We start from the raw sequence: 13,088 nt of genomic DNA, 5'->3' as shown, positions 1-13,088 counted from the left end.
TGCAACTTTAGCTATCTTCCGTGTCCAAATGTTTCCTGATTCCTTTTGCAAATCCCTCATCCAATACTGCAAGAGATGCGCGGAACTGTTTTCCCATTGCATGCCCCAAGGTATCTTTATCTTCATAAAAATAGATTGGTACTTTATAATAATCACACATATTCCGAAATTTCTTTTTTGTATTCTCGGACGCATCCCCTGCCACGATCACAAGTGCGGCTTTTCCTGACTTCACTTCCCGCTCCGTCAGGAACTCTCCGCTCGCGGTTTTCCCCGCCTTCGTGGCCAGGCCTATTAGCGACAACACTTTATTTCCCGTCAATATCCTCCATCTCCTTTTCCAGTGCCTCATACACCTCTTTCGGAATCGCCTGTTTAAAAGAACGCTCCAGCCCTTTATTTTTCCTTGCTTTATCAAGACATTCCCTGCTGGGGCAAAGATATGCGCCCCGTCCGTTCTTTTTCCCGGTGGCGTCCAGGAGAAAATCTCCTTCCGGAGTCCGGATCACACGGATCATTTCTTTTTTGCCTTTCATTTCCTGACAGCCTACACAGCGGCGAACAGGTATCTTTTTACTCATCTTCGCATCCTTCCGTCTCTATCTCTTCAGACGGCTCTTCGTAATCGTCTGACTCCTCATAGCCATCTGTTTCTTCATACTCCAGATCATCGTAAGGCTCTTCGTACTCTTCTTCGTACACACCTTCACTCAACTCCATATAGTTCTCTGGCAGCTCTCCGGATTCGATCGCCTGTGTCTCGCTCTTGATATCGATCTTGTACCCGGTCAGTCTCGCCGCCAGCCTTGCATTCTGTCCTTCTTTTCCGATAGCAAGGGAAAGCTGGTAATCCGGCACGATTACACTTGCCGTCTTCTCATCCGGATCTGCCATGACAGAAATAACCTTAGCGGGACTAAGTGCGTTTTCTATCAGAATAGCAGGGTTGTCACTCCAGTTGACAATATCGATCTTCTCTCCACGAAGCTCGCTGACGATCGCATTGACTCTGGCTCCGTTCATTCCCACACATGCGCCTACCGGATCCACATCCGGGTCATTGGACCACACCGCGATCTTTGTACGGCTTCCGGCCTCTCTGGCAATACTTTTGATCTCCACGATACCGTCCTTCACTTCCGTAACCTCTGCCTCGAACAGTCTCTTTACCAGTTCCGGATGCGTCCTGGACACCAGGATCTTCGGCCCCTTGGTTGTATTCTTCACTTCCACTACATACAGTTTGATCCTCTCCGTAGGCTTGAATACTTCACCCTTCACCTGTTCATTTTCTGTCAGCATAGCATCGGCTTTCCCGAGGTTGATACTGATATTTTTACCGACATAACGCTGCACGATGCCGGTTACGATGTCTTTTTCTTTCTCAAAATACTGATCATACACTACCTTGCGCTCTTCTTCTCTGATTTTCTGCAGGATCAGGTTCTTTGCATTCTGTGTGGCAATACGTCCAAAAGATTTGGATTCGATCGGAATCTGCACCACATCTCCCAGCTCATATTTGCTGTCGATCTCTTTTGCCTTTTCCAGACTGATCTCTTCCAGCTCATCTTCTGGCTCCTCTACAACTGTCTTTTCTGCCAGAAGCTGATAATCGCAGGTCTCCCGGTCCATGATCAGCTTAATGTTGTCCGCCTTTCCGAAATGATTCTTACAGGCGTTCAGCAGTGAATTCTCAATTGCGTCCAGAATAGTCTCCTTGCTGATATCCTTTTCTTTTTCTAAAATATTCAGTGCTTCCAGTAATTCTGTGTTCATGATGGTCTCCTCCTATCTCCCTTAAAAATCAAATGCAAGGCGGATCAATGCAATGTCGCCCTTTTCAAATGTCTTCTCTGTTGTATCATCCAGCTCTATGGTCACGGTCTTTTCGTCATAAGACTTTAAGATTCCCGTAAACTCCTTCTTTTTATCCACCATCCGGTAGGTTCGGATCTCCACTTCCTCGCCCAGGCTCCGCTTAAAGTCTTTCTCCTTCTTCAGCGGACGTCCAAGGCCGGGAGAGCTTACCTCCATGATATAGGCCTCGTCGATGTAATCCTCCCGGTCCAGGATATCGGAAAGCCTCCGGCTTACCATCTCACAGTCATCCACCGTGATCCCGCCCGGTTTGTCGATATAGGATCTTAAATACCAGGTGCCGCCTTCTTTTACATACTCGACATCCACCAGTTCAAATCCATACTCATCCACGATCGGCTGCAGAAATGCTTCTGTCTTTGCTTCGTAAATTTCTCTTTTTGACAATGTAAAATTCCTCCTTATCAACAAAGAAGAGTGAACTTTTCGTTCACTCTTCTGCCGATTACTATGCAACTATATGCAGTATAGCACCAAAATGTGCCAAAATCAAGGCATTTTTCAAAATTATCCCTGGATCTCCAGCAATTTTGTTTTAAGCTCCTGCTCAAGCTTCGCCATTTCCGTCTCAGCCTCCGCCCGTTTTGCTCTTCCCTCTTTCTGAATCTTCAGCACCTCGTCCAGCGCAGAAATCAAAGACTCATTGGTAGCCTTCAGAGTCTCCATGTCCACGATTCCCCTTTCCGTCTCGCGGGCAGTCTCGATCGTAGCCATTTTCAGCTTCTGCGCATTTTTCTTTAACAGCTCATTGGTCATGTCTGTCACTTCCCTCTGGGCTGCCGCGGCCTGTGCGGAGTGTTCCACGCCCAGGGCCAGCAGCATCTGGCTCTTCCATAAGGGAATGGTATTAACGATCGTGGACTGTATTTTTTCCGCCATCAGGGTATCGTTACTCTGTACCAGGCGGATCTGGGGCGCCGTCTGGATGGCAATGGTCCTGGTAAGCTCCAGGTCATGGATTTTTTTCTCAAACCGGATACAGAGAGATTCCAGATCCTTTGCCGCCTGCGCGTCTTCGGGAAGACCGCTGGCATGCGCCTTCTCGATCAGTTCTTTTAATTTCCCATCCCGCATTTCTCCCAGTTTCTTTTTCCCCGCCAGGATATAGATGGTTAGATCCCGAAAGTAGGACAGGTTCAGCTCATACATTTTATCCAGGATTGCCACGTCTTTCAGCAGCATACGCTGGTGAGCCTCCAGGGTGCTGGCAATCTGACTGATATGCGTTTCAGCCTTAGAATAGCGGTTTTTCAATGTCTGGACCCGGTTGGAGGCTTTTTTGAATATGCCAAAGAAACCTTTTTCTTCCTCATCTACATCAAAATCCTTCAGCTCCTTTACCACATCTGACAGCAGTTCTCCGATTTCCCCCAGATCCTTGGTCTTTACATTTTCCAGTGCGCTCTGGGAAAAATCCGCCATTTTCTTTTGCGTTCCGGCTCCGTACTGTAAGATCATCGAGGAATCTGTCAGATCGATCTGACGGGCACGCTCCTCTACTGCCGCCCGCTCATCTTCTGAAAGCGCCTGTCCGGGGTCGGGAAACTCCGGAGCCATTGCCAGTTCTTCAAATTCATTTGCCGTTCCCATTGCCATATCACTTTCCTCCCTTTTCTTTCAGCCCTTCCTGTGCAAGGACTGTGTTCAGTACAGAGATATCTGAGGACACATCCCAGGCCGTATCCTGGAACAGACTGTCCAGTATTTTTTCAAACGCCACATTCAGCGTATCCAGCGTCGCCTCGATCTCAGCCTTTGATGAAAGAATATTTTCTCCTGCCACCGGCTGGGCGTCCAGCTCTTCATAGGCTTCCAATAGCTTGATCGCCGTAGGAAGATAGTATTCCATCAGCTTCCGGATATCCGATACAGATCCCGGATTCTGCTCTACCCGGTCAAAGATGCGGTCCGTCAGAAGCTCCAGCCTGGCAATCTTTTCTGATATCTCTACTCCGGGGATCGCATCGTTGCAGGCTCGGATTTTTTTTACATAAGCATCGCCTTCCTCCAGTACCTTCTGCACCTCCGGCGAAAGGCTCTGTCGCTTTTCTTCTTCCTGTGCGCGGGCAGCTTTCTCTCTGTTTCTGTCCTCTGCCGCCTCTTCCTCCCGCATCCGGCGTTCTTCTTCCAGCCTCCGGTACTGCTCGTACATTCTCCTACTGGTGATCAGGCAGGCTCCGTCTTTACTCATCTGCCCCTGCAGGTACCAGCCTTTGCCAAGCATCCACAAAAGATCCTTTTTCACCTTTTTCTCCGGAAGTCCTGTTCCTTCCGCCAGTTCTTCTACATTGCAGTACTCCCGTTCTCCAATGATCTTATTATATTCCCGGAAATGCCGGATCCGTTTCATAAGCTTTCTGCTCAGTCCAAAAAGAAGCCATCCTCCGCACATCAGCACAAGAGAGGCAACCGTCAGTGGAGCAAGACCGGTCCGGATCCCCCAGAACACTGCCAGCAGGAATCCTCCAAAACCAATCAGGACTCCGGCCGCTGTAAAGAAGCCCCCTTTCAGGCTTACCCCTTTTGTTTTCCGATACAGTGGCTCAGGCATTGGCCGCTTCCTTTGCTGCCAGTATCCGGCGGCGCGTCCCACAGCCTGATCGATCTCATCTGCGGCTCTTCCCAGAGTCTCGCTCACCGTCTGGTTCAGACGGCGGAAATCTCCGGAATTTACTGCATCCTGTACGGTCCTTCGGATATCCTCCCCGAACCGTTCCCAATCCTGATTTCTCATGTTCTCCTCCCAGCAGCTTTTCTAAATACGTTTCCTGTTTTTGTCATGGTTATTGTAGCACGGATCCCGCCGACGGACAATACATTCGTCAGGAACGGCGGCTTTGTTTTATGTAGAAGCTTTTGATCAGAACCACGAGAAGGATCCCGGCCAGCAGTCCTCCGCTGTCGATCAGCACGTCGGTAATCTGTCCGCTTCTGCCCGGCACAAAAAGCTGATGAAATTCGTCGCTGGCAGCATAGAGGATTCCCGTCCCCGCTGCCGCCAGAATACGTTTTCCCTGTGCCGGGTTCTGATTTTTATCTGTCCCCCATGTCAGAAAAAGCGGCGCAAGGAGCATGCCCAGCACCGCATATTCGCTGGCATGAGCACATTTCCTCACAGGGTGGTCGATCTTCTCTGCAAATGCCTCCTGCTTTCTTTCGTCCCAGCCATCATAGGCCGGCACAAAGGCCTGCCCGATCCATCTCCCCACCGACAGGCTCATATCCGCAGATTCCTCCGCCGGTTTTGCTGAGAAACCAAAGATCACTGCCATCCATAAGAGGGTAAAAACGAGGAGCACTGTTTGTTTTTTCATACCCGGTCTCCATTCTTAAACGCCAGCATCATTTCATTGGTCAGACTTAAGTCATCCGGCTCCACGGTAATATCCTTCCGTTCCACCCACTCCGCCAGCGCAAGCTCCTGCTCATCCAGGCGGATCTTGTCCTCACCGTCCAGCTCGCAGAAAAAGCCAAGGAGCAGTGTGTCGGAAAAGGACCAGGGCTGACTTTTATAATATGTAATATTTTTGACCTGTAAGCCTACTTCCTCCATGACCTCTCTTCGCACTGTATCCTCGATAGGCTCACCAATCTCCGCAAATCCGGCAAGCAGTGCATATGCTTTGTACTCCCGTCCGGCGTACTTGCTCATCAGAATCCGGCCTCCGTCTGTCACACCGATGATCACCGCCGGACAGATCTTGGGGAATTCCATCAGTCCGCACTCAGGGCAGCGCATCATCCGCTCTTTTTCATCCTGCACCATGAGTGCGCTGCACCTTCCACAGAACTTCCGGCTCTCGTACCAGTTATAGAGCTGCCATCCGGTGACTCCCGCAAATCTAAGATATTTTGCGCCGCCCCGGCGCAGGATGCTGATATTTTCAAAGACATATCCCTTTTCCAGCAGTCCTTCTGCCAGCGACCTGTCGCCCAGGTAAAACCCTTCCTCATCAATGGTGAAAAGATAAATACTTTCCCCTGCACCGCTTTCTGCGAAGGTGGGATATCTGATGCCGTCTTCCTTTTTTACCAGGATCCTGCCGCCGTCATAAAAGAGCATGTGATCCTGCTCCCTTGGCGGTCTGGGATGGTATGCATTGTCATAATGTTTTGGTGCGATCTCCTGAATCATTCCACATCTATCCTCTCGTCCTTAGCCCCTTGTCTTGGTTCCGTTCCCGTCACGCTTCGCCATCTTCAGACGGTTCAGCGTCACTTCCTTTTCTCCGTATTTTGCCTTGGCTTCTGTTCCTTCCTCAAACAGGTATACATGCTCCAGTTCATCCTTTTTCTTCAAACGGATGCCCCGCACACCGATAGCTCCTTTCTTCTTCTCTGACACTTCCTCTGCCATAAATCTTAAGAAATAGCCTTCCCTGGTCTGCAGCACCACATTCTGATTATCTGTGATCACCTGAACGCTTACCACCTGGTCGTCTTCCTGCAGCTTGGTAGCTGCGATGGTACGCTTGGCAACCTGAAATTCTGCGCCATCCACCTTCTTGACCATCCCCTGCTTCGTAGCAAAAAGAAGCTTCGCATAACGCATCTGCTCTGCGTCGCAAAGATACACGGCCTCTTCCTTCGTGCTGTCAAAATTGCTGACATTGTCCACCGGGACGCCCTTATCCCGGAATTTTCCAAAGGGCAGATCCAGCACCTTGATCTGGTGCATCTTCCCGGTGTTGGTAAAAAGGCAGATCTTCCCGGTGTTTTTGCAGGAGATGATAATCCTATTTTCGGAATCCGCTGCCTCTTTGTTCCGCTCATAGGTGCTGACGTCAATCGTTCTGGCGTATCCGAAGCGGTCCATCAGGAAGATCACATCCTGCTCTTCGATCTTCTTTTCTTCGTAGACTGCCTCTTCTCCGTTTTCAATCACAGTCCGGCGTTTCCGTCCGAATTCCTCCTTGATCTTGTCCAGATCCTGGATGATGACCTCTGCCATGGAATCATAATTATTTAAAATATCCTCATAACGGGCAATATTTTTCAGCGTTTCTTCATGCTCCTTAACCAGAGCCTCGATCTCCAGGCCGATCAGGCGGTACAGCCGCATTTCCAGGATGGCTGTTGCCTGGCGCTCGGTGAACCGGAGCATGGCTGCCATCTTCCGGGAGATGCCGGATTTAAACTTGATATTTTCTGTCACGCCTTTGGTGAGACATTCCTTCGCATCCTTTACAGACTGGCTGCCCCGCAGGATCTCGATGATCAGGTCGATCACGTCGCAGGCCTTGATCAGGCCTTCCTGGATTTCCTTTTTGTCCTGCTCCTTTTTCAGAAGTGTTTTATATTTTCTTGTGGCAAGCTCGAACTGGAAGTCCACATGGTGCTCGATGATCTGCTTTAAGCCCATGGTCTCCGGCCGGCCGTTCGCCACTGCGAGCATATTGACGCCAAAGGTGTCCTCAAGCCGTGTCTTCTTGTAGAGCATATTGGTCAGGTTTTCCACATCGGCGCCTTTTTTCAGCTCGATCACGATGCGAATGCCCTCTTTGGAAGACTGGTTGGACACGTCTGTGATATCGCTGGTCTTCTTGGATTCCACCAGGCCGATCACATCATTTAAGAACTTTCCGATCCCGGCCCCGATCATGGTATAGGGGATTTCCGTGATCACCAGCCGTTTCCGGCCGCCCTTCATCTCTTCAATCTCTACCTTGCCGCGCAGCTTGATCTTTCCGGTGCCGGATTCATAAATGTCCGGCAGCTCGTCTTTATTGATCACGATGCCGCCTGTGGGGAAGTCCGGCCCCTTGACATACCGCATCAGCTGTTTGGTGCTGATCTCGTCATTCTTCATGTAGGCCTTTACCGCATCGATCACCTCGCCCAGGTTGTGGGTAGGGATGCTGGTAGCCATGCCGACCGCGATTCCTTCCGCACCGTTGACCAGCAGGTTAGGAATACGCACCGGCAGCACCGACGGCTCTTTTTCCGTCTCGTCAAAGTTCGGCACGAAATCCACGATATCCTTATCCAGGTCGCTTAAAAACACTTCCTGAGTCAGTTTCTCAAGTCTGGCTTCCGTATAACGCATGGCCGCTGCACCGTCGCCTTCAATGGAACCAAAATTACCGTGCCCGTCCACCAGCGTCATACCCTTCTTAAAATCCTGTGCCATCACCACCAGCGCTTCATAGATAGAACTGTCCCCGTGGGGATGGTATTTACCCATAGTGTCCCCCACGATACGCGCACACTTCCGGTAAGGCCTGTCATACCGGATTCCAAGCTCATGCATATCGTACAGTGTCCTCCGCTGCACCGGCTTCAGCCCGTCCCGCACATCCGGCAGCGCCCGGGCAATGATCACACTCATAGCATAATCGATGTAAGACTTCTTCATCACATCGGAATATTCAGTTCTGATAATCTGTGAATCTTGCATAACATTCTCCTTTGGGGACGTACCCCTTTTGCGTTGGTCTACGTCCCCAACCGCAAATCAGGGTGTCCCTTTTTGCATTTCCCCCTGTCCCTATTTACACATCCAGCTCCGCCTCGGTGGCATTCTCGTAGATGAATGTCCGGCGGGGCGGCACTTCTGTGCCCATCAGCATCTCGGTGACGCTGGAGGCCATCCGGGCGTCTTCGATCTCTACCAGTTTCAGGATACGGGTCTCAGGATTTAAGGTTGTCTCCCAGAGCTGCTCGGCGTCCATCTCCCCAAGTCCCTTGTACCGCTGCAGGGTGAAGGAGCCGTCGTGGGTCTTCCGGTACCGCTCCAACGCCTTATCGTCATACAGGTACTCTTCCTCGCCCTTTTTCGGCATCGCTTTATAAAGCGGCGGCATGGCGATGTAGACATGCCCTTCGTAGATCAGTTCCGGCATAAACCTGTAAAACAAAGTCAAAAGCAGGGTAGATATATGGGCGCCGTCCACGTCCGCATCCGCCATGATGATGATCTTGTCATAACGAAGCTTTGTGATATCAAAATCATTTCCATACCCTTCGGAAAAACCGCAGCCAAAGGCGTTGATCATGGTCTTGATCTCTGCATTGGCCAGGACCTTATCGATGCTGGCCTTCTCTACATTCAGGATCTTTCCGCGGATCGGCAGGATTGCCTGATACATCCGGTCTCTTGCGGTCTTGGCAGAACCGCCGGCGGAATCTCCCTCCACGATGAAGATCTCGCATTTCTTCGGATCCCGGCTTTCACAGTTCGCCAGCTTTCCGTTACTGTCAAAGGAATATTTCTGTTTAGTCAGAAGGTTGGTCTTTGCCCTCTCTTCTGTCTTCCGGATCTTGGCCGCCTTTTCCGCACAGCCGATCACCTTTTTCAAGGTTTCAATGTTCCGGTCAAAATACCGGATGATCTCGTCATTGGTCACCTTGCTGGTCGCCTTCGATGCATCCGGGTTGTCCAGCTTTGTCTTCGTCTGTCCCTCAAATCTCGGATCCGGATGCTTGATGGACACGATAGCCGTCATCCCGTTCCGGATATCCGCTCCCGTAAAATTAGCATCCTTTTCCTTTAGGATTCCCAGCTCCCTGGCATACTGATTGATCACCGTAGTAAATGTAGTCTTAAATCCGGTAAGGTGCGTACCGCCTTCTGCGTTATAAATGTTATTGCAGAAGCCCAGCACATTCTCATGAAATTCATTGACATACTGGAACGCAGCCTCCACCTCGATCCCATCAGCCTCGCCTTTGAAGTATACCGGCTCATGGATCAGCTCTTTCTTCTCGTTCAGCTCCCGGATAAATCCCAGGATTCCATCCGGCTCGTGATATTCGATATGTTCTGTCTGTTCGCCCCTTCGGTCTTCAAATATAATGGTCAGGGTCGGATTCAGATAAGCGGTCTCATGCATCCTGCTCTTGACCTCCTCCGCCCGGAACCTGGTCTTTTCAAAAATCGTATCGTCCGGCAGGAAATTTACCTTGGTACCGGTCTTTCTGGTTTTCCCGATCACCGGCAAAAGTCCGTCCTCCAGTTCGATCACCGGCTTGCCTCTCTCGTATCTGTCATGATAAATGCACCCGTCCCGGCTGATCTCCACATCCATATAGGCGGATAATGCATTGACCACCGAAGATCCCACGCCGTGGAGACCCCCGCTGGTCTTATAAACAGAATCATCAAATTTTCCCCCGGCGTGCAGTGTTGTATATACTACCCGCGCCGCCGATACGCCTGTCGCATGCAGATCCACCGGCACGCCTCGCCCGTTATCGGAAACCGTCGCGGAGCCATCCTTCTCCAGTATCACATAGATCTCGCTGCAGAACCCGGCCAGATGCTCGTCCACTGAATTATCCACCATCTCATAAATCAGATGGTTTAGCCCTTTGGTAGATACGCTTCCGATATACATTCCCGGACGTTTCCGGACCGCTTCCAATCCCTCTAATATAGAAATACTTTCTGCATCATATGTATTTTTTTTAGCCATTCCTTGCTTCCCTTTCCTTCCATGCCTTCCGGCAGGCATACTATGCCATACTGCACCTATATTAGCACAAAATGTGGTGCGAATCAAACATATTTTATTTGGTAAGTACAGAATCTAGTGTGTCTGCCAGCACCTCCATGGCATTTCTCATCTCCTCCACCGTATTTGTCTGTGCGCCTGCCTCCACGAGAAGAGTCTTCGGCGCCAGATGCATATTGTATCTGTAAGCCCGAAGATAAGTGTGTCTGGTAAAACCGGGATATTTCCGGGCAGCCGCGATCTGCATCTGCAGGGAAAATGCCAGATTATCCTCAATATACGGATTGGCAAGATAACTGATCTCTCCATTCGCTCTGCTGCGGCTCAATCCATTAAAAAACATGATCTGTGCCGTCGGTTTCCCGTTTACTTCCGTTACCAGATGAGTTCCCTCCGCCACGCCATCCCGGTGCAGGTCGATCACCACTTCGATGCTGGGATTCTCCTGAAGGATCCTGGTAATCTCCGGTTCCGCTAGCTGATATGCCATACTCCGGTCCAGCTTTCCGTTGATCAGGTCATAAACGCCCTGATGGTGCAGCGTTTCAATCCCATAGGTGTCATTTAAAAGTTGGGAGAGATATTCCCCGATCCCCAGAATAGAGGTGCTGGTATCCCCCGGCACAGAATCTGCAAAGGTTTCCTGTGAATGAGTATGATAGATCAGCACCTTTGGGCCCTCTGTACTCTCATTGATCTTCAGATCCTTTCCCAATAACTTTTCGGCATTGATCAGTTCCGGATCCGCCATGGTACTGCTGTCCACCGTATAGAAATTCCCCAGCAGATATTCATAGTTTGACAGCTTTTCCATAGAAGTATCAATAGCCGCAGCCGAAGCCTGGGCGCTGGCAGCAGCGCTGTCATCCTCCCCGATCAGATTCCCGTTTTCATCCACCGCGTTCTCATCACTTTCCTGCTGCGCCAGGATCATCTCATAGGTTTCCAGATCTTCCACCTCGGTATCCACTGACAGTTTCCCCTCTGCATAGGCGCTGATGGGGATCAGCCTCATGGCCTGCTGCATCACCCATGCACCGGCTGTCCTTTGCTCTCCCGGCTCATATACCATTCCGGGAACACTGGCTCTGACCGCTTCCTCCAGCAGTATACGATGAATCTCTTCTTCTATCCCATCCGTCTTCTCCGCTGCCGCCTGCACACAGGCATAAATCCCCAACACGCTTCCGATACCTAAGATCAACAGCCGGTTGATCCGATGCTCTCCCGCCACGCGACCACCATTCCTTTTCTTTCATGTCTTAACACTATATGAATGTCTAAGATGGATTATGAGCATGTCCGGATGAAAACAGCGTGTTCAAAGCCTCCGAGATCGTGTAGCTGATCCTCTTTACCGTCTCGTCAATATCCTTCGGTGTCACAAACAGTCCGTTAAGATGGGGCGAGATCAGCTCCTTTACCAGCTCATACTTTTCCGCCGCATTGTAGCCCTGCAGCACCACACCTACTCCTTTTAATGTCTCTGAGCTTTCCAGCGCCCGGATCAGATTTTCCATGGTATCATTAACAATCGTAGCCGCATCCACCACGGTAGGAACCCCGATTGCCAGCACCGGCACTCCCACAGTCTCTTTGGTAATGCCGCTTCGGTAATTTCCCACCCCGGAACCCGGATGGATCCCGGCGTCACTGATCTGGATCGTCCGGTTCAGCCGCCTGGAGCTGCGGGCCGCCAGCGCATCAATAACGATCAGAAGATCCGGCTTCGTCTCCCCTATGATTCCCCGGATGATCTCCACCGTCTCCATACCGGTCTGTCCCATGACTCCCGGCACCACCGCGCTTACCATCTGCACCTCATCTTCTCCCATGGCATACCGGCCGTATTCCTTTACAATATGTCTGGAGATATTTAGATTATCCACCACGTAAGGCCCCAGTGCATCCGGCGTCACCTTCCGGTTTCCAAGGCCTGCCACCAGTACCGAATACTCTTTTTTATCCGTTTTAACGGGTTCCAGGAAACGCCCCAGGTATCTGGCCAGCTCTTCTGCAATCTCCTGGTGGTAATCCTCATCCGGGACCGCCATATTCGGCGCCTCCATCGTGATATAGGTCCCAACCGGCTTTTTCATGATTTTTGCGCCGTTTTCTGTCTCAATCTTCACAGTTGTGATCCGGATTTCTCTCTCCTCATCATTTTCCTCTTCCAAAATTACCCCGGGAATCTCTACATTGTCCGCTTCAAATCGTTCCTTCTGCTCCAGGGCCAGATCTGTCCGGATACTATATTTTTCGATCATGCCTCTCATCCTCATTTCCGCATCATTTTATTTGCTAGTTTTTGCAATAATTCGAGAAATATGTATTGACAGAAATCATTCTCTGTCCTAAAATAAACTAGTATGTTTCGTTAGAACGTCCGTGTCCGGATCTAACGAACTGGCAATCGATACAAATCGAAATACACGATATCGGAGGTGGACAAATTGGCTAACATCAAATCTGCAAAGAAAAGAATCTTAGTAAACGAAACAAAAGCTGCCAGAAACAAAGCAATCAAATCTAAAGTTAAGACTTGCGTAAAGAAGGTTGAGACAGCTATTGCAAACAAAGATGCAGAAGCTGCAAAGGCTGCTCTGAAGGTTGCAACTGTAGAGATCAACAAGGCAGGAAGCAAGGGCGTTTATCATAAGAACACCTGCTCCAGAAAGATTTCTCGTCTGGCAAAAGCTGTTAACAGCATCGCTTAATTATAAATGACATGAATATCATTAAAAAAACAGCCAA

At 50.1% G+C, this 13,088-nt stretch carries 13 protein-coding genes; 1 reads left to right on the top strand and 12 read right to left on the bottom strand.

The window, feature by feature from the left end; all coding sequences use genetic code 11:
* Positions 1–7: 7 nt before the first annotated feature.
* From BKD12_RS09690 to gpr, 12 genes are all read right to left on the bottom strand, one after another.
* Positions 8–322, bottom strand: a complete 315-nt coding sequence (locus BKD12_RS09690; protein ID WP_094078750.1) for a L7Ae/L30e/S12e/Gadd45 family ribosomal protein — start codon at positions 320–322, stop codon at positions 8–10.
* Positions 309–581: an RNase P modulator RnpM gene (gene rnpM / locus BKD12_RS09685; RefSeq protein ID WP_070089114.1), complete on the bottom strand. Its 273-nt coding sequence runs from the start codon at positions 579–581 to the stop codon at positions 309–311. Before rnpM ends, BKD12_RS09690 begins: the two co-directional genes overlap by 14 nt.
* The gene (gene nusA / locus BKD12_RS09680; protein ID WP_070089113.1) at positions 574–1,779 is read right to left on the bottom strand and encodes a transcription termination factor NusA; all 1,206 of its coding nucleotides are present in this window, start codon (positions 1,777–1,779) and stop codon (positions 574–576) included. The genes rnpM and nusA overlap by 8 nt, the downstream gene beginning before the upstream one ends.
* Positions 1,780–1,800: 21 nt before the next feature.
* A complete protein-coding gene (locus BKD12_RS09675; protein WP_070089112.1) occupies positions 1,801–2,268 on the bottom strand; it encodes a ribosome maturation factor RimP in 468 nt (155 codons plus the stop codon).
* Positions 2,269–2,388: 120 nt separating this feature from the next.
* Positions 2,389–3,438: a toxic anion resistance protein gene (locus BKD12_RS09670; RefSeq protein ID WP_242872760.1), complete on the bottom strand. Its 1,050-nt coding sequence runs from the start codon at positions 3,436–3,438 to the stop codon at positions 2,389–2,391.
* 40 nt (positions 3,439–3,478) lie between these two features.
* Positions 3,479–4,615 carry a 5-bromo-4-chloroindolyl phosphate hydrolysis family protein gene (locus BKD12_RS09665; RefSeq protein ID WP_070089111.1) on the bottom strand — a complete coding sequence of 379 codons (1,137 nt, stop codon included), beginning with the start codon at positions 4,613–4,615 and terminating at the stop codon, positions 3,479–3,481.
* 88 nt (positions 4,616–4,703) lie between these two features.
* On the bottom strand, positions 4,704–5,195 hold the full coding sequence (locus BKD12_RS09660; RefSeq protein ID WP_070089110.1) for a VanZ family protein: 492 nt from the start codon (positions 5,193–5,195) through the stop codon (positions 4,704–4,706).
* Entirely contained in the window at positions 5,192–6,016 is an 825-nt protein-coding gene (gene nudC, locus BKD12_RS09655; RefSeq protein ID WP_070089109.1) for an NAD(+) diphosphatase, read from the bottom strand. Before nudC ends, BKD12_RS09660 begins: the two co-directional genes overlap by 4 nt.
* 21 nt (positions 6,017–6,037) lie before the next feature.
* Positions 6,038–8,278 (bottom strand): DNA gyrase/topoisomerase IV subunit A, encoded by a 2,241-nt coding sequence (locus tag BKD12_RS09650; protein ID WP_070089108.1) that lies wholly within the window; start codon positions 8,276–8,278, stop codon positions 6,038–6,040.
* A gap of 94 nt (positions 8,279–8,372) precedes the next feature.
* Positions 8,373–10,295, bottom strand: a complete 1,923-nt coding sequence (locus tag BKD12_RS09645; RefSeq protein WP_070089107.1) for a DNA gyrase/topoisomerase IV subunit B — start codon at positions 10,293–10,295, stop codon at positions 8,373–8,375.
* Positions 10,296–10,389: 94 nt separating this feature from the next.
* On the bottom strand, positions 10,390–11,568 hold the full coding sequence (locus BKD12_RS09640) for a stage II sporulation protein P (RefSeq protein ID WP_242872752.1): 1,179 nt from the start codon (positions 11,566–11,568) through the stop codon (positions 10,390–10,392).
* A 46-nt stretch (positions 11,569–11,614) separates the two neighbouring features.
* Positions 11,615–12,601 carry a GPR endopeptidase gene (gene gpr, locus BKD12_RS09635; protein WP_070089106.1) on the bottom strand — a complete coding sequence of 329 codons (987 nt, stop codon included), beginning with the start codon at positions 12,599–12,601 and terminating at the stop codon, positions 11,615–11,617.
* A 186-nt stretch (positions 12,602–12,787) separates the two neighbouring features.
* Between gpr and rpsT the strand changes: the two genes are divergently transcribed.
* The gene (rpsT, locus tag BKD12_RS09630) at positions 12,788–13,051 is read left to right on the top strand and encodes a 30S ribosomal protein S20 (RefSeq protein ID WP_070089105.1); all 264 of its coding nucleotides are present in this window, start codon (positions 12,788–12,790) and stop codon (positions 13,049–13,051) included.
* Positions 13,052–13,088 lie beyond the last annotated feature (37 nt).

Source organism: Merdimonas faecis, assembly GCF_001754075.1.
Taxonomy (GTDB): Bacteria; Bacillota; Clostridia; order Lachnospirales; family Lachnospiraceae; genus Merdimonas; species Merdimonas faecis.
Note: the sequence above shows the minus strand (reverse complement) of the source record. Positions and strands in the feature narration are given on the sequence as shown.

What these genes read in the sequence shown, in the direction of transcription:
- gpr (WP_070089106.1), bottom strand. Translation starts at nt 12,601, where the DNA reads ATGATCGAAAAATATAGTATCCGGACAGATCTGGCCCTGGAGCAGAAG.
- BKD12_RS09650 (WP_070089108.1), bottom strand. Translation starts at nt 8,278, where the DNA reads ATGCAAGATTCACAGATTATCAGAACTGAATATTCCGATGTGATGAAG.
- nudC (WP_070089109.1), bottom strand. Translation starts at nt 6,016, where the DNA reads ATGATTCAGGAGATCGCACCAAAACATTATGACAATGCATACCATCCC.
- nusA (WP_070089113.1), bottom strand. Translation starts at nt 1,779, where the DNA reads ATGAACACAGAATTACTGGAAGCACTGAATATTTTAGAAAAAGAAAAG.
- BKD12_RS09665 (WP_070089111.1), bottom strand. Translation starts at nt 4,615, where the DNA reads ATGAGAAATCAGGATTGGGAACGGTTCGGGGAGGATATCCGAAGGACC.
- BKD12_RS09645 (WP_070089107.1), bottom strand. Translation starts at nt 10,295, where the DNA reads ATGGCTAAAAAAAATACATATGATGCAGAAAGTATTTCTATATTAGAG.
- BKD12_RS09670 (WP_242872760.1), bottom strand. Translation starts at nt 3,438, where the DNA reads ATGGCTCCGGAGTTTCCCGACCCCGGACAGGCGCTTTCAGAAGATGAG.
- BKD12_RS09660 (WP_070089110.1), bottom strand. Translation starts at nt 5,195, where the DNA reads ATGAAAAAACAAACAGTGCTCCTCGTTTTTACCCTCTTATGGATGGCA.
- rnpM (WP_070089114.1), bottom strand. Translation starts at nt 581, where the DNA reads ATGAGTAAAAAGATACCTGTTCGCCGCTGTGTAGGCTGTCAGGAAATG.